Origin of the sequence: Actinocrispum sp. NPDC049592, assembly GCF_040675465.1 — a bacterium.
Lineage (GTDB): Bacteria > Actinomycetota > Actinomycetes > Mycobacteriales > Pseudonocardiaceae > Kibdelosporangium.
Map to the genome: position 1 here is coordinate 209,932 of NZ_JBFAPA010000014.1, position 16,801 is coordinate 226,732.

Here is a 16,801-nt window from a genome sequence, read left to right on the forward strand (position 1 = left end):
CCCCGCTCGGCGGATTGTCCTCATAGGTCGCGTCCCCGCGGGCGACCGTTACGCCTGTTCAGCGAGCAATCGGGTGACGGTCTCGTCCAGCCTTCGGACCGGTATGGAGGCTCCTTCCAGTTCCCGGATGGCGGCCAGCAGCTCGTCCAGTCCACCCGGATAGTTCATGCACGTGCGGACCAGGCTGAAAACGTGGTGCCGGGTCTGCGGGAAATACGGGACGGCGTTGGCCATTTCCGGGCGCAGGTGATCCAGCAACAGCCGCCGCCCCGATTCCTGGCGCACCGTCGGAATGGCCAGCAACGCGTCCACGAATGTGGTCAGGCCTGCCTGCTGTGACCGGGTCTGCGTCTCGGCCGTGAGCAGCACCCTCGCCAACTGGTCCTCCTCACGCGCCAGCGGAACCGCCACAGCGGTATTCACCGGTTCGACCGCGATGGTCACCGCCCGGTGCGCACCCGGCAACCGGATCCACGCCGGCGCCGAGGTTTCCTTGGTCTGGAACGCGACTTCGGCGTACGAACCGGCATGTGCGGCCGGATCGTGCCTGATCACGTTGTTGTAGAACCACTCCGAGGCGATCACCACCAGCTCGGCCGCCGACGAGCCGAGCACCTGCTTGGCCACGGCGGCGTCCAGCAACCGGAATGCGAAGTTCAGCGAGTCACTCGTCGACCCCTGCGCATCGCGGTGCACCTCCCCGGCGTGCAACGCGACCCGAAGCCGGAACCGCGCATTCGCGGAATGCCCCGCATTGTGCTCGGCCACCGCCTCCCGCAATGCGTCCGGAAACCCCGCCACCAGCCGGTTCTTGGACACCACCGCGGGCACCAGCACCATCACCCCATCCCCGCGGTCCTCCACATCACAGTCCCCCAGCACAATGCCCACCGCCCCGAACGCTTTCCCAAGCGCCCCATACATCCCCGCCCTGACCTGCAACTGGTCCGCCGCCGTCCGCCCCGGATCCCCGAACGACTCCACGTCGAGCAGCACCATCGACGCGTGCTGCCCCTCAAGCGACCCCGGCGCCCCATTCCCGTGCGCCCCGTCTCCCATGGCGTTGCCCACGGCCACCAGGATGCGCCATCCGGTCGGCGGCTTGTGTGTCATCCGACGCACAACGGGAAAACGTTACGTGGTAACGGATCATGGACCCCGCTACAGTTGCTCAGGCTGTCCGAAGGAGGATCGGGACAAAAACATACCGGCGCGATTTCCGCGGCTGCGCGGCATTAGGGAGGTGGCGTGTCGTCCGGCGACCGTCCGTTATCGGTGCGAGAGCTCGAGATGCTCTGTACCGCGTTCATGGCCCTCCCGGGGATTCGCGACCCGCACGCCCGCGAGCTCTACCTGGAGGTGCTCGACGCGGAAGCGGGCCCTCGGTTGTCGTTCGCCCGCTATCCCGATCTGCGGCACGACATCTGGTCGATCCTGACCACCTGCATGCTCAACGGCGTCATCCGCAAGCTGACCGAGATCGTCCGCCAGTTCCATCAGGGCAGCCGCGCGATGTACGAGCTGGACGCGCTCGTCGAGGCGCTTTTCCCGGAGGATTTCCTGCGCCAGGCCGAACGCGAGGAACTGGTCGCGCTGCTGGCCGGGATCGACCGCAGGCAATTGCTGGAGGCGTTCCGGTGGGCCGGGCCGTGGTCCTGGCAGACGATGGTGGTGGACGTGGCCGATCCGGCCGACCTGATCCGCAGGCTGGAGGGCTGCATCGGCGGCCTCGACCGGCCGCCGCCGTTGCTGATGTTCGTCGATTACCTGGCGCACCAGCTGGATCCGCACCGCGAGGCGGAACACCATCGGTGGATCGACAAAATCGGCGGCCGCAAGAATGTCCCGGTGGGTCAGCTGCGGGCGCTCTGTTCGGCGCGGCCCCAGCTCGAAACCGTTCACCAGTATTACCTGGTGCTGCAATTGGTGCCGGACGGTGTCGACCCGGACCGGTATCTCACCTCGGCCTGGCTGCAGCGGCATGGTTCGATCGAGGAACCGTTGTACCGCAACGACGACGCACTCCGGCTGGAGGAGGTCAGGGACCTGCTGCCGCATCTGCTCGGCGCGGCGCACGCCGGTGCGGGCGACAATGCCGAGCTGATGCTGGAGTTCATTCTGCCCAGGCGGCTGATCGATCTGCCGATCGACCAATGGGTCATCGACGAGGTCCTGCCGCACGCCCTGGGCGTCGACTACGTGGTGGTGATCCGCAGCCTCGACCGGATGCGCCGCCGCAAGTCCCACCGCGCCTGGCAGGTGAAGTCGCGCTGGCTGGCCGGCATCCGGCATCTGGGCACGCCGCCGGAATCGGTGATGTGGCTGAGCACTCCCGGCGCCCGTGCGCCGAAAGCGCTGTACAGCGCCCTGTTGAGCGAGGACTCGACGGTGACCCTGGCGATGAACTTCCCGCCCGAGTCGAGTGCCGACCTGCGGCCCGACGAACTGACCGCCGCGCTGTACGCCGGGATTCCGGTGATCGTGTGGGTCCGCGACGAGACGTTCGGCTCGGTGTTCGAGAAGGTGCTCCGCAAACTGCTGGCCGCGCACGGGCTGGGCGAACTGCCCACCGCGCTGTTGCGGTTGCGGCGGCAATCCGACGAGGAACAGACTTTGGGGAGTCACATCACCCTGGTTTACGACGACTACAGCCGTATTCCGGAGTCTTTCACTCGTTCAACCCGGCTGCAGGCACCCCAGACGCAGTGAGGACGACGATATGACTGACCAGGACCAGTGGTACATCTATCGGGGCGACTCCGAGCCGCACGACGGCATCGCCGCTTTGCCGGATCCGCCGCCGTGGCGCACGTTCTCCCGGCCCGCCGGACCGGGTGAGCGGGTCTGGGCGGATACCACGGCCATCGACGGGCACGGCCCCGCCAACCATCCGGTGGTGTACCTGCCCGACCGCGATGTGGTGGAACTGGTGAACGCGGCTCTGTACCTGCGTCGTCCGCTGCTGGTGACCGGCAAGCCGGGCACCGGCAAGTCGACGCTGGCGCACGACGTCGCCCGGGAGCTGAAGCTGGGCCCGGTGCTGTACTGGCCGATCACCAGCAGTTCCAACCTCAAGGAGGCGCTGTACCAGTACGACGCCATCGGGCGGCTGCAGGAGGCCAGCCTGCACCGGTCCGCCGAGCCGCCGGACGTCGGCAAGTACATTCGCTTGGGGCCGTTGGGAACCGCGCTGCTGCCGTGGCCGCGGCCGCGGGTGTTGCTGATCGACGAGCTCGACAAGAGCGACATCGACCTGCCCAACGATCTGCTGAACATCTTCGAGGAAGGCAGGTTCGACATCCCCGAGCTGACCCGGCTGCCCGACGACCAGGCCAGGATCAGCGTGATGACCGAGGATGCCGACGTGTCGCAGACGGTCGTGGGCGGCCGGGTCCAGTGTGCGGCGTTCCCGTTCGTGGTCATCACCTCCAACGGCGAACGCGAGTTCCCGCCGCCGTTCCTTCGCCGGTGTGTGCGGTTGTCCATCCAGCCGCCGGATGCCGGGAAACTGGCCAAGATCGTGGCCGGCCACCTCGGTCCCGCGGCCAGCACCGACAGCGAACGGCTGATCGAGCGGTTCCTGTCCACACGCGACCGTGGCGACCTGGCCACCGACCAGCTGCTGAACGCCTTCTACCTGGCCGGCGCCGGCACTCGCCCGGCCGACGACATCCGGCAACGCCTGTACACCGCGCTGTTCCAGCCACTGGACTCATCGGCGAGGCAGGAGTGATCGAACGTCTCGTCGCCGCGATCCGTGCGCAAGATCCCGAGGTCACCAGCACGGACATCGCCGACGTGCTGTGGCTCGCGGAGTTCCTGCCCTCGACCGCGGCGGACGGGGCCGACGGTGAACCGGATGCCTTGCCGCCGCTGGACGATCCGGCGCGAGGTGGTTCACCGGTCGCGCCACCACCGGACCTGCCGCCGGTGCGGCCGCCCGCCGATCCCCGACGGCAGACCGGGAACGCGTCCTTCCGGCTGCCGTCCGATGTGAACTCACGTCAGGGCGTCCCGGTCGGCAGCCCGGCCATCCCGGCGGTACCCGACAAGCTGAAGCTCGGCCGGTCGCTGCGGCCGTTGAGCCGGAAGTTCCAGTCCCGCAGGCGCACCGTGCCGGACGAGGACCGGACCGCCGAACGGATCGCGGACACCAACCTGTGGATCCCGTCCATCCGCCCCGAACTCGAACGCTGGTTGGACATCGCGCTGGTGGTGGACAGCAGCGCGTCGATGGTCGTGTGGGACCAGACCGTTGCCGAGTTCCGCGAGATGCTGGAACGCGCGGGCATGTTCCGGGACGTGCGGCTCTGGTTCGTCGACGGCGACTCCGAGGGCGACGGGCATGCGTTGCTGCACAGCGAGATGGGCCTTGACCGGGCCGGGCGGGATCCCGCCGAGCTGGTCGACCCGTCCGGTCGCCGGATGATCCTGGTGGTGACCGACTGCGTCGGCCGGGCATGGGGAAATGGCACGCTGGCACCGGTTCTGGCCCGGTGGGGGAGCAGCGGCCCGGTCGCGATCGTTCAGCTGCTGCCGCAACGGTTGTGGCTCGACTGTGTGCCGGAGTTCCTGCCGGTGCGGATGCACAACCAGAATCCCGGCGCGCCGAACGCGCGATGGCTGGTGCGTGCCAATGCCGAGGCGGACCCGTTCGAACCCGACCTGACCTCCGCGGGTGTGCCGATTCCCGTTGTCCGGCTGGAACCTCGCTGGCTGGGCCGGTGGGCCGCGCTCGTCGCGGGCGCGACACCCGGCTGGGTCGACGCCACGGCAATCTTCACCGGCATGATGTCCGAAGTGGACATGCTGCCGGCGGACCCGGTGGCGCCTCTCGGCGCCATGGACCGGGTGAAGCGGTTCCGGGCCCGCTCCTCGCCGGAGGCCTACAAGCTCGCCGTCTACCTTTCCGGTGCCCCGCTGACCCTTCCGGTGATGCGGCTGGTGCAACAGGCGATGGTGCCGGAGTCCAAGTCCTCGCACCTCGCCGAGGTGTTCCTCAGCGACCTGTTGCACGGCCTGAGCTCACCCAGCCGGACGCGGCGGCCGCACGAGGACGAGATCGAGTACGACTTCCGGCCAGGCGTACGGGCTGAGCTGCTCAGCCAGCTCTCCCGCAGCGACGCCTTGCAGGTGCTGTCCAAGGTCTCCACCTTCGTGTCGCAGCGACTGGGCTCTCCCAACGACTTCCCGGCGTTGCTGACGATGGAGAACCCGCCGCAGCCACTGGGCCTGTCCCGGCCGTTCGCCCGGGTCGCCTACGATGTGCTGCGATCATTGGGTGGCCGGTATGCCGACGCGGCCCGGCGGCTGAGCCAGCTGAGCGATGGCCGCATGCGGCGCGAAGTCACCAGCAGACCAAGTTTCGGAGCGCACGATTTCCTCGACAGCCCTGCCGACGAGAACCGGTTCGCCGCGGTGCGGCCGTTCTGGCCGGCCGACGACCAGCGTGAGAACGAGTCCGTCGTGATGGAGACCCCGATCGTCCGCGGCGCGCCTCCGCGTAACCCGCACTTCACCGGCCGCGCCGAAATGCTCGAGAGGTTGCGCCAGATGTTACGGGAGAGCACCGAACGCGTGGCGCTGCTCCCGCACACGTTGCAGGGACTCGGCGGCGTGGGCAAAACACAGCTCGCGGTCGAGTACGTGTACCGCTACGCCAACGACTATGAACTGATCTACTGGATCTCCGCGGAGAACCCGGACCAGGTCCGCACGGCGCTGGCCAGGCTGGGGCAGATCATGCGCCTGCCGGAGAGCGCGGGCATCGCCCAGACCATCGACTTCGTACTGGACGCGCTGCGGGTGCAGAAGCCGTTCCGGAAATGGTTGCTGGTCTTCGACAACGCCGACCGGCCGGACGCTCTGCTGCCCTACCTTCCCGTGCCGACCGGACATGTGCTGATCACCTCGCGCAACGCGGCCTGGACCGAGGTGGCGCGCATCGCGGAGGTCCCGGTGCTGCACCGGGAGGAGAGCATCGAGCTGCTGCTGCGCCGCGCGCCGCGGATCACCCGTGAAGAGGCCGACGAGCTCGCCGAACGGCTCGGCGACCTGCCGCTCGCGCTCGGGCAGGCGGCCGCCTGGCAGGCGGAGACCGGCATGCCGGTACGCGAGTATCTGGAGCTGTTCGACGACAAGCTGCAACTGCTCACCGACAACCCACCGGCCGGCTATCCGGCGACGCTCGGCGCCACCTGGCAGCTCTCCTTCGACGGCCTGCGTGCGCAGTCCCCGGACGCGGTCCAGCTGCTGGAGGTCTGCGCTTTCCTTGGCGCGGAACCCATCCCGGTGGACCTGTTCTGGGCGGGCCGGCACGCCGACCTGCCGGATGCGCTGGCCGCGATAGTCCGCGACAACATCCGGCTGCGCCGCGCGCTGCGGGAGATCAGCCGCTACGCACTCGCTGGGATGGATCCGGTTGCCGATCAGTTCGTCGTGCACCGCCTCGTGCAGGCGGTGCTGCGCGCGAACATGACGCCGGAGACGAAGGAGACGATGTGGCGGGCGGCTCGCCGGATCCTGGCGGCGGCCAACCCCAGCGAGCCGGACAACGCGGCGAACTGGGCCGTGCACGAACAGCTTTCCCCACACATCGTGCCGGCCGGGGTGATCGACTCGCGCGACGAGGAGACCAGGAAGGTCGCCCTCGACCAGGTCCGTTACCGCTTCGTGCGCGGCGACTACGAAGGCAGCCGGGATCTCGGCGAGGTCGTCGTCCAGGTGTGGCAGGACACTTGGGGCCGGGACGAACTGTGGACCCTGATCGCCCGGCGGCACCTGGCGAACGCGCTGCGCGCACTGGGCGACTCGGAACGGGCCTTCGAGCTGAACGAGGAGACGCTGGCCCGGATGCGCGAGACCCTCGGCCCCGACCACGAGCACACCCTCGCGGCGGCCGACATGTTCGCCGCGGATCTGCGTAAGCGCGGGCTGTTCCGGCAGGCCCTTGAGTCCGATGAGGACAATTACGCTCGGCACATCCGGGTGTTCGGGGAGAACGACAAAGCCACTGTACGAGTGGCCAGCAACCTGGCGGTGAACTTCCGGCTCTTGGGCTACGGGCAGCGAGCCGCCGACCTGGACCGAGACTCGCTGCGCCGGTTCCGCGACATCTTCGGCGACTACCACCCACGGACGCTTCTGTCGCTCAGCAACAACGTTCGCGACATGATGAAGATGGGCGACTACGCACGTGCCCTGCGGATGCAGGAAGAAGTGCTGCCAAGGCATGTGGAGATGCTCGGGCCCGACCACAACGACGTGTTGTTGGCAGCAAGGAACATCGTCATCGGGCTGCGCAAGACCGGACAGTATGCCAGGGCTGAGGCCGCGGCATTGGATCACCTGACGCGCTGCAGGCAACGCCTCGGCCCGAACCACGAGCACACCTTGGCGGCGACGACCAGCTACGGCAACGCCTTGCGGGACAACGGTAACCTCACGCTCGCCAGGAAGACGCTGACGGATGCCTTCGAGCGGTACGGCCAGACGTTCGGCCCCTCGCACCCGTTCACGCTGGCCTGCGCCGCGAACCTCGCGATCGTCCTGCGGCACATCGGCGAGTACCGATCGGCGTTGGCGATGAACCAACGCACGCGGCCCGAGCTGATCGCAGTGCTCGGCGCGGACCATCCGATCGTCCTGTGCTGTTCCATCAATCTCGCCAGCGATCTCGCGATGCTGCACAAGCACGATCAGGCGCGTGCCATGTCCATGGACACATTGGCGCGGTCGCGGATGGTCCGCGGTGACACGGCCCCGTACACGTTGGCGTGTGCGATAAACGCGGCGCTTGATCTACAGGCGACCGGTGAAGCCGAGGCTGGGCGAGCCGCGTTCGAGGCCGCGCTCGCCGAGCTGTCCAGGCAGCTCGGCGAGAGTCACCCGGTGGTCAGGAAGATCTCCGAAGGTGCCCGCGCGGACTGTGACTACGAGGTGTCACCGACCTGACAACCAGTCCGCGACCGCGTCCGGCGCCGGGTCGTCGAGCTGTTCGCACAGCGCGCGGACCAGCTCCGGGCGCTCGGCCCACAGCGGGGACTGTCCGGTGCGGTATCCGGCGAGGGCAAGCCCGATCCAGGTGGCCGTCGCGTTCTCGCTTGCCTCTGCGGCGAAGGAGTTCCAGGCGGTGCGATAGTCGCGTTCCACCAAGGCGGTGTTCCCTGGTGTCAGGCCGGGGTACTCGGCTTGGTGTGCCTTGTCGCGCAGGGTTTCGAACTGCTCCACCGACGCCAGCCGAAGGCTGGCCAGGCGCAGGCGGGGATTCTCGGTGAGTACGACCGGAGCCGGTCCCGTGACCCGTGCGGGCGGCAACGGGCCGGGCGCGGAACCGTTGAGCCAGGCGGTTTTCAGTGTGGTGACGTCTTCTGGCGTGACCAACCTGTTGGCCAGGCACCAGGTGATCCAGTGTTCGTCGATGGCGTCGTCCACGATGGCGACGACCTCATCGGAAATCCCGGTGGTGTCCCAGGTTTCCGCCTTCTCGAGCATCGCGGACACGAAGTCCTTGCCCGCCGCGGTGAGGTTCGGGATGTCGATCAGGGTGCGCAGTCCGGTACGAACCTGCCGCACCCCACGGAGATACTCGAACGCGGCCACCTCGCTGACCGTGCGGCGAGACCCCCAGAAGTCAGTGACAGCCATGAATGCGTAGCAGCCGTGCAGCAGACCGTACGGCGGCCGGGGATCGCCACGCCACGGCGAGTAGTACCGCTGGACCGGTGCCTCGTCGAGCAACGGCAGAGCCGTGAGCAGCGCCGAGAGCTTGTTGTGCTGGGCTTCGTGGATCAGGGTCGCCGCGAACGAGTCCGCGGTGGTCGGCAGCGTCATCGAGAAGCTGCCCAGCGCATCCCGGGAGGTCTCGCTGATACCGTGCCCGGTCTCGGTGCGCCGCAACGGAACGATTGACATGATCAGCTCGTTGACCTCGTCGATCCACACCCGGTCGGCCATCACGGCCATGGCCGCATCGAAGGTCTCGCGCCACTTCGCCGCATCCGCCGGGGAAAGTCGTTGGGCGAAGCCGAGTTTCGCGATCGGCCGGTAGGGATCCTGATCGTCCAGCAGGACCGGGCCCAAGGCGTGCACCGCGTGCCAGCCCGGGCCGTCCTGACGAGGGTCTGTCGGCAGCTCGACGCTGTCGATCCAGTAGCGGCCGTCCTTGCCGCTGGCGGTGACGTTCTGGCTGTGCGGGTTCACGTCCGCGGCGCCCATCGTGGGCAGATGAACCTTCCCGTCCCGCACCGGAACTGGGATCGCGAAGTCCAAGCCCGCGCGGATCGCGGCTGCGACGGCCACGTTGTTCAAGTGGGCCAAGTCTGTCCACTGAGGATCATCGTGGGTGCGCAGGCATCGCATCAGCCAGGCTCCGGTGTGCGGATACCCGATGACGGTCAGTGCCGCATCCCGATTCTTGTTGTCAGCCTTGAGGAACAGGTCGAGACCGGCCTTGAGACGGGCGTCGTTGTCGTCCACTTGCGTGATCAGCTCGCGGAACAGAAGCAGATGCTTGCTCAGCTGGATGGAACGCAACAGCTTGCGGCCTACGGCATCACTCGATCCGGCGGCGAAGGCGTCGAGCGAGTCGTTTGTCACGCGGAAGGTGTTGATCAAGTCGTCTCCAGCAGCTCCGAGATGTCCGCTCGAAGTCTGCCAGTCACGTAGCCGATCAACTTTGTCAGGTCGGGGCAGTACACGGATGGGTTGCGGTAGCCGCTGCCGCGCCGGTACCGATGCGCGTAGTGACCGCCACCGCAAATGTGCCTGATCGGGCAGTCCATGCATGTCTCGGGTAGTGCGGCCATCCCGATCTGCCGGGCCACAATCGCCGGATGCCGCAGGACATCGTCGAAGTCGTTGCCGAACACGGTAAGCCCGGTGTCGGCAGCGCCGTGGCCGACTGAGCGCAGCGCATCCACCTGTTCGAGTGAACCGTCGGTGTCGACCACGAGGCAGGCCACCGGACTCAGGCCGACCTGCTCGCTGACGCTGGCGCCGCCGAGCGTCAGGTTGATGATCTCCTCGAACAGGCGGACGCGGGTTTCCTGCCGTGGCGCCGAGTACCAGCGATCGAACACCTCGCCGAGCCAGTCCGCGTACGGCGTCCGAGGATCCCCAACGGCCCGATTCGGCGGCGGGGTCGTCCAATTCCCGTGCGGGAGCAAAAAATCCACCGCGGGAGGGGAGAAAGACAGTAGAGTTTCGTACGTTTCGACCGGATCGCCGTCGACATCGATCACGCACAGCAAACCCGCGAAAATCGCCCGATATTCGGGCGAACTCAGCAACTTCAATGCCCGCGCCGTGTGTTCATAACTGCCGGTGCCGCGGGCCGTGCGACGATGTTTGTCGTGTTGTGGTTGCGCTCCGTCAAGGCTGACGCCGACCTTGATGTTCAACCCCAGCAACAGATCGAGCATCGACCGATCGAGTGTCACGCCGTTGGTCTGGATCTGCAGGTTCAGTGTGGTGTGGCCAGGCAGCGCCGATCGCAGTACGGCCGCGACCTCGCGGATCACCGATGGCCCTGCCAGCAACGGTTCGCCACCATGCAGAACGACCATGACCTCAGCGAGTTCATGCTTCGAGCAGTGATCGGCGATCCGCCCGGCGGCTGCTCGCATCACCGCCGGGGTAATCACCTTGGGACGTGACGCCCACGTGCTGTCACCCAGAGTGTAGATATAACAATAGTCGCAGGCCAGGTCGCATCTACTGTGGACCTTGAGGACGAACTGCGTGAACGGGTGCGGCCGCCACCCACCGACAGTCAGTGCGGCGACATCCAGCCCGCCGATCGGCCACTCGTCGGCCACCCGCGCACCCTACTCCGTAACCAGACCGCCGGACCCTCACACAGCCGAGCTGTAACCTGCCACCGCGTCCTGCGGGCTCTCGACCTCCCGCGCCAACCTGTCTATCGCGAGTCCCAGCGCCGAGTCGCCCAGCCGCAGCAATTGGTCCATCGGTATTCCGCTCACGTCGACAAAATGCGTGTCGCGGTCCGACGGCGGCTGAACGGTCACGCCGTATCCCCAATCTCCTAACATGCCGTCCATCGAGGTGCGGCATCGGGTGGTGTTGAGCCGCACCAGGATGGCTCGGACGCGCAAACGATATAGCACAGTCCTGACCGGCGTCTCATCGAGTGTCGCATAGCCTGACCAGCTGAGATGCCGAGTAGACACGAACAGGTACGGCGGCATCAGCAAACAGTGATCGAGCCATGTGGTCCCCCATGACCAATGCCTATTATGCCCGCGAAGCACGTGGTCTGCTATTAAGTCAAGCTCAAGTGACCGGCACGGCTGGGTGGTGCTGTGAGTCCATCGAGGGACTCAAAACGGTAACGGTTGTCAGGGTGGGGTGCAGCGGGGCGGGGGCGTCGGGCTGGGCGGGGTCGCCGGTGTGGGTGAGGTGTGGGGTGGCTGCGGAGGGAGACCGGCGCCGTCACTGTTGGTGAGAATCCAACCGGGGTGGAAATGCCGGAGTGGCGACTGTTCGCCGGGGGCCGGCGGAATTCACCGGGCCGAAACTCGAAACACACCGGCTGTTGGTGGTGGGGGTGTGGGAAAGGGGTGGGAATGGGAATTCGGGGGACATGTGGCTCGGTGGCGGGGGATGGGTTTGAGGTAATGTGCATCAGTCTGACCGGCGCACTGACTTCTCCGTGAGGTGCCATGACAACTCGGCGCTACCAGTTGGCGGTGTCGCTGGTCGTGGTCATGGCCGTGGTCGTCGTTGTCAACGGCATGGCCTTGTGGGGGGACACGCTCGCGCAGTGGGTCGATGACGCGCTGCAGCTCAGCACCGGTTTGTCCGCCGCTGTGTGCGGATGGGTCGTGGCCAGGCGGGTGACCGGGCCGCAGCGGTGGTGGCGGCTGCTGATCGCCGTGGGGATGTTCGGGTGGTCGTGCGGGCAGTTCGTCTGGTCCTGGCACCAGCTGGTGGAGAACGAGGGGCTGCCGTCGCCGTCGCTGGCCGATGTGGGCTACCTGTCGTTCCCGGTGTTCGCCCTGCCCGCGTTGTTCGTCCTGGCCAAAGCGCGCCACCGGCCGGAGGACCGGCAACGCTGGCGGCCCATGCAGTGGACGGCGCACTTCGGTGTCGCCGTGGTACTGGACGGCCTGGTGGTCATCGGGTCGCTGTTCATCCTGGTCTGGACCTCGGCGCTGGCCGCGCTCGTGCAGGCCACCGCGCCGGACGCGCTCGCCTGGTCGGTGGCCATCGCGTACCCGTTGTCCGACCTGGTCATCGTGGTCGTGGCCGTGCTGATGGTGGTGTTCGACCGGGTCGACCGCCCATACCGCGCCAACCTGCTCCTGCTGGCGGCCGGCATCGTGGCGCTGGCCTGCTCGGACAGCATCTTCGCGTACCTGGTCAGCATCGGCGCGGAGAGCATGAAACCGTGGTCCGACGCCGGTTTCGTCATCGGTCCGCTGCTGATCACGTACGCGCTGCTGGTGATGCCCCGCGAGAAGCGCCGCGAGGACACCCGCACCGGCGGCGTCGACTGGCTCCAACTCGTCCTGCCCTACATTCCCGTGACGGCAGTGGTCCTGCTGATCACGGGCCAGCTGCTGTTCGGCGATGGTCCGGACTGGGTCGAGGTCATGCTCAGCGTGCTGGTGATCTTCCTGGTCCTGGCCCGCCAGCTGCTCTCGTTGCTGGACAACAGGTTGCTCCTGCGCCGCGTGTACGAGGGTCAGCAGCAACTGGCCTACCAGGCCTACCACGACCCTCTCACTGGCTTGGCGAACCGGGCATTGTTCGCGGAACGGCTCAACCACGCCATTGCCGAACCGACCCGCCAGCCGATGGTGCTGATCTTCGTCGACCTGGACGACTTCAAGGAGGTCAACGACCGGTTCGGGCACGCGGGCGGGGACGTCCTGCTGCATGCGGTCGGCCAGCGGCTGCTCGGCTGCGTGCGCTCCGGCGACATGGTGGCCCGGCTCGGCGGCGACGAGTTCGCGATCCTGCTGGAGGGCGAGGAGGAAGCGCCACAGGCGATTGGGGACCGGATCCGGGAGGCCCTGCGCCGCCCGTTCGCGGTGCACGGCACGCTGGTCACCGTCCGTGCCAGCCTCGGCCTGGTGGTCCCGGACCTCACCGAACCGCTGATCACCCCGGACGTGCTGCTCGGCCGCGCGGACACCTCGATGTACGCGGGCAAGCGCCTCGGCAAGGACACCGCGGTGGTCTACCGGCCGTCCCACGACGGGCCGCCGGACTTCCCGACCGCGCTGCGCCAGGCCCAGGGCGGTATCCCGGTCGGGTTCAGCCTGGCCTACCAGCCCATTGTCCGGCTGAACGACGAAGTGCCGGTCGCGGTCGAGGCTCTGGCCAGGTGGACCGCCCCGGACGGCACCCAGGTCTCCCCGGAGGCGTTCGTCGGCGCGGTGGAAGGCGCGGGACTGGGCGCGGAACTCGACATGCTCGTGCTGGACCTGGCCTGCCGCGAGATCACCAAGGCCGAACTGGGCCTCGCCGTGCACGTCAACGTCGGCGCGAGCCGCCTGGGCACGACCGCCCTCGAGGACAGTATCCGGCTGGCCGTGCAGCGCTACCGGCTGGCACCGGGCCAGCTCGTCGTGGAGATCACCGAGACCGTGCCGGTGCTGGACCTCAACGAGGGCGCCAAGGCGATCCGGCGGCTGCAGGCGCTGGGCGTTCGGGTGGCGCTGGACGACTTCGGCGCGGGCTACAGCTCGCTGACCTACCTGCACGCCCTGCCGGTCGACCTGATCAAGCTGGACCGCTCGCTGACCATCGGCGGCCAGCCGGAACGGGACGCGGCGCTGTGCCGCTCGCTCGTCGGCCTGTGCGCCTCGCTCGGCCTGGCCGTGGTCGCCGAGGGGATCGAGACCGCCGAGCAGGCCGAACGGATCATCGCGGCCGGCTGCGCGCTGGCCCAGGGCTACCGCTTCGGCCGCCCCGGGCCGCTGTCCGCGTCACGCCGGCACGTCAACCCGCTTGTACACCCGGAGGGATGACCCCGAAGATCGTCGCGGTCGAGCCCGCGCCGTTGCGGTTGATCGGGCCACCGGCGAGGATCCATGCCCCGGTGGCCGGCAAAGCCTTCAGGTTGGCCAGGATTTCCAGGCTGATCCGGTGCCGCTGATAGACCAGTTTGGACACTGTGTAGGTCTCATCCGTGCCCACGTCCGGGCTGAACGTGTCGGTCCCGGTACCGCCGCGCCGCCCGATCCGGCCGGTGTCGATCAGCCAGCGCACCGTCGGGATCGCGAACCCTGGCTGGTGCAGCACCCCGTCGGCGTCCTGGTTCGGGAACGCCGGAGTGCCCCATTTGGACTCCCAGCCGGTCCAGATGATCACCATCGACTGGTTCGGGATCCGGCCGTAGCAGCGCTCCCACGCCTTGATGTCGTCGATCGTGACGGCGTAGTCGGGGTTGTTGCGGCACTTGTCCCGCACGTCGATCTTCACCGCGGGCAGGAACAGGTCGCCCGGCTCCATCTGGTCGGCCAGCGGCTCGCCGGTGTTGAAGTGACCGGGTGCGCCCCAGTGCGTGCCGGTGTGCTCGCCTTCGCGGACGAACTGCAGGTAGTACCCGTCATTGGGGATGGTCGCGATGGTCTCCAACGTGAACGCCGGGTCGCCGGGGAACACGTTGGTGGTCGCCGGGTCGTTCACGTGCGACAGGTTCACCAGGGTCAGCTGGTCCAGTCGCATCGGCGGCGTGGCCGCCGTCTCCGCGGCCGCCACCCGGCCCGCGGTCAGGCTTCCGAACAGCCCGGCGATGCCCGCGGCCAAAGCCCTTCTCTTCACTGCCATCCGTTCGCCTTCCACTCGCGTTCGACGCCGGCTCAACGAAACCCCGCGGCCGCATTCGTCGGCACGGTAATATCACCCGCATCCACTCGCGCCAAACCCCGGCACATTCACAGATCACGGGGCGCGCATGTTCGGCTCCGCGCGGTAACCGGTGGGACGCAAGGGATCACGGACGGTGAAAGGCTCCGGTGGCCGCGTCGGCGCCCACTTCCTGCCACCACAGCGCCTGCTGCTCGTCCGGCACACCCTCCACGATCACCTCGGCCTCGGTCATGTGGACCATCGCGGTGAGTGAGCGCATCGCTTGGGTGACAAGGAAGTTGCGGGCCGGGCGGTGACCGATCCGGACCGCGTCGATGGGCATGTCGGCCAGCTGCGGCAGGTGCTCGGCGGTGAAATCACGAGCCTCGACTCGCACTCCGGCGTCGGTCAGCGGCTGCACGGTCTCCGTGCTCAATGCGGCCGCCGGCAGACCGAGCCACAGTCGTTGCGGGGCAAGGTGTGTCTCGTCCAGCGCGGCCAGCACCTCGCCGGTGGCGTGCGCTTCGAGTCCGATGTGGATCCGCAGGCCCGGGTGCTGCCAGGCGCGTTCGGCGGCCAGCTTGAGCAGGCGCGCGGGCATGCCGGGCACGTTCAGCACGGCGTCAAGGCCGATGGTCTTGCGGTCGTGCAGGCGGACCACGGGAGTGTGCGTGAGCAGCACCTGGCTGGGCGGGGACATGGTGCGGCGGAAGGCTTCCCGGTCGCGCACGTCCTGCGCGGGATGGTAGGACGACCACTGCCCGGTGCCCGAGCGCTTGGCCCGGAACAGCGCGAGCTCGGTGGCGTCCAGCACCTCGGCCGCGGTCATCCCTTGTGGACGGTCGACCACCCCGGCGCACGCCGACGTCACGTGACCGCCGGGCTCGGCCAGCGCGGCCTGGAACCGGGCCATGGTCGTGCTGACATCCGTTGATGGGTTCTCGACCAGGACGGCGAACTCGTCCGCGCCCACCCGGGCGACCATCGCCTTCTCCTGCGCAACAACGGCTTCCAGCCGCTGCCCGGCGGTGGTGAGCACGAGGTCGCCCGCCGCCCGGCCGAGACCGTGCGTGACGTGCGAGAACGCGTCCAGATCGAGGTGGTACACGGTGACCGCGCCATGCCGCAGCGCGCGTTCCAGCCTGGTGGTGAAAAACTGGCGGTTGGGCAACCTGGTGACCATGTCGTGCAGGGCCTGGTGGTTCAGCTGCCCCTGCAGCAGGTCCAGCTCGGTGCGGTCCGCCACGACGGCGATCAGGTGCTCCTCGGTCGAGGACACGGTGACCGACGCCCAGGTGACCTCCTCGTCCTTGCCGAGCAGCTTCTGTCGCTTTTGGACGGATACGCCGTCCGGCGTCAGCCTCAGGTCGGGCATGACGTCGAACAGGGTCAGCTCGCGCAGCTCGGCCGCCGTGTAGTAGAGCACGTTGAGGAAGATGTTGTTGGCGTAGACGAAAGCGCCGTCCCGGTCGCAGATCGCGACCCCGTTCGAGGTCGCCTTCACCACCAGCTCGAACTGGGCGGTGATCATCCGCAGGTCCCGGCGCACGTCGTCGAGCGCCTGCCGCAGCGTCCGGCTCAGCGTCTCCTGGTGGGCGAACGTGCTCTCCCGCAAAGCTTCCGCGTATCCGGTCGACATCGTGCCGAGCAGCTGCACGACCTTCTGCGGTACCCGCGGCACGCCGACGAGATCCGGCAGGGCGAGCAGCCCGGAGCCAAGAACGTCCATTGTGGACCGTAGTGCTCGCGGGTCGGTGCAGCCCGCCTCGACCAGCTGTGCGCCGCACTCCAGCGCGAAGTCCGCGTCGAACGGCTCGGCCAGCAGGCCGTCCACCAACAGGTCCACCAGCTCGGTCAGCACCGCCTCGAAGTCCGCCGGCTGCATGGCGACGTGCGTGCTGGACGTGACTTCATTGGCCCACTTGCGGACAAGCCGGTCCCGCCGGCGCGGCGCGCCGGCGGGGAAGGGCTCGCTGGGCAC

Annotated in this window: 10 protein-coding genes; 4 read left to right on the forward strand and 6 right to left on the reverse strand. The window is 67.9% G+C overall.

Going from position 1 to position 16,801, the window contains the following annotated elements; genetic code table 11:
• Window positions 1-48 precede the first annotated feature (48 nt).
• Complete coding sequence (locus AB0J95_RS31665) at window positions 49-1,113, reverse strand: hypothetical protein (protein WP_364765948.1); 1,065 nt, start codon at window positions 1,111-1,113, stop codon at window positions 49-51.
• A gap of 135 nt (window positions 1,114-1,248) precedes the next feature.
• Between AB0J95_RS31665 and AB0J95_RS31670 the strand changes: the two genes are divergently transcribed.
• Genes AB0J95_RS31670 through fxsT form a run of 3 tightly spaced genes read left to right on the forward strand, consistent with a single transcriptional unit; the run spans window position 1,249 to window position 7,953 of the window.
• Window positions 1,249-2,709, forward strand: coding sequence for a hypothetical protein (locus tag AB0J95_RS31670; RefSeq protein ID WP_364765951.1), 1,461 nt, complete (start codon window positions 1,249-1,251; stop codon window positions 2,707-2,709).
• A gap of 10 nt (window positions 2,710-2,719) precedes the next feature.
• Window positions 2,720-3,733, forward strand: a complete 1,014-nt coding sequence (locus AB0J95_RS31675) for a MoxR family ATPase (RefSeq protein WP_364765954.1) — start codon at window positions 2,720-2,722, stop codon at window positions 3,731-3,733.
• Window positions 3,730-7,953 (forward strand): FxSxx-COOH system tetratricopeptide repeat protein, encoded by a 4,224-nt coding sequence (gene fxsT, locus AB0J95_RS31680; protein WP_364765957.1) that lies wholly within the window; start codon window positions 3,730-3,732, stop codon window positions 7,951-7,953. The genes AB0J95_RS31675 and fxsT overlap by 4 nt, the downstream gene beginning before the upstream one ends.
• On the opposite strand, the gene AB0J95_RS31685 is transcribed toward fxsT, so the two are convergent.
• Genes AB0J95_RS31685 through fxsA form a run of 3 tightly spaced genes read right to left on the reverse strand, consistent with a single transcriptional unit; the run spans window position 7,942 to window position 11,207 of the window.
• The gene (locus AB0J95_RS31685) at window positions 7,942-9,597 is read right to left on the reverse strand and encodes an HEXXH motif domain-containing protein (RefSeq protein ID WP_364765960.1); all 1,656 of its coding nucleotides are present in this window, start codon (window positions 9,595-9,597) and stop codon (window positions 7,942-7,944) included. The genes fxsT and AB0J95_RS31685 overlap by 12 nt on opposite strands.
• A 14-nt stretch (window positions 9,598-9,611) precedes the next feature.
• Complete coding sequence (locus tag AB0J95_RS31690; RefSeq protein ID WP_364765963.1) at window positions 9,612-10,817, reverse strand: FxsB family cyclophane-forming radical SAM/SPASM peptide maturase; 1,206 nt, start codon at window positions 10,815-10,817, stop codon at window positions 9,612-9,614.
• Between the two features lie 36 nt (window positions 10,818-10,853).
• Window positions 10,854-11,207 carry an FxSxx-COOH cyclophane-containing RiPP peptide gene (gene fxsA / locus AB0J95_RS31695; protein ID WP_364765966.1) on the reverse strand — a complete coding sequence of 118 codons (354 nt, stop codon included), beginning with the start codon at window positions 11,205-11,207 and terminating at the stop codon, window positions 10,854-10,856.
• 474 nt (window positions 11,208-11,681) lie between these two features.
• On the opposite strand from fxsA, the gene AB0J95_RS31700 reads away from it, so the two are divergent.
• The gene (locus AB0J95_RS31700) at window positions 11,682-13,997 is read left to right on the forward strand and encodes an EAL domain-containing protein (protein ID WP_364765969.1); all 2,316 of its coding nucleotides are present in this window, start codon (window positions 11,682-11,684) and stop codon (window positions 13,995-13,997) included.
• Here AB0J95_RS31700 and AB0J95_RS31705 read toward each other — a convergent pair.
• Together AB0J95_RS31705 and AB0J95_RS31710 are read right to left on the reverse strand one after the other, a co-directional pair.
• Window positions 13,969-14,799 carry a cyclase family protein gene (locus AB0J95_RS31705; RefSeq protein ID WP_364765972.1) on the reverse strand — a complete coding sequence of 277 codons (831 nt, stop codon included), beginning with the start codon at window positions 14,797-14,799 and terminating at the stop codon, window positions 13,969-13,971. The genes AB0J95_RS31700 and AB0J95_RS31705 overlap by 29 nt on opposite strands.
• A 166-nt stretch (window positions 14,800-14,965) precedes the next feature.
• Window positions 14,966-16,801, reverse strand: coding sequence for a diguanylate cyclase (locus AB0J95_RS31710; protein WP_364765975.1), 1,836 nt, complete (start codon window positions 16,799-16,801; stop codon window positions 14,966-14,968).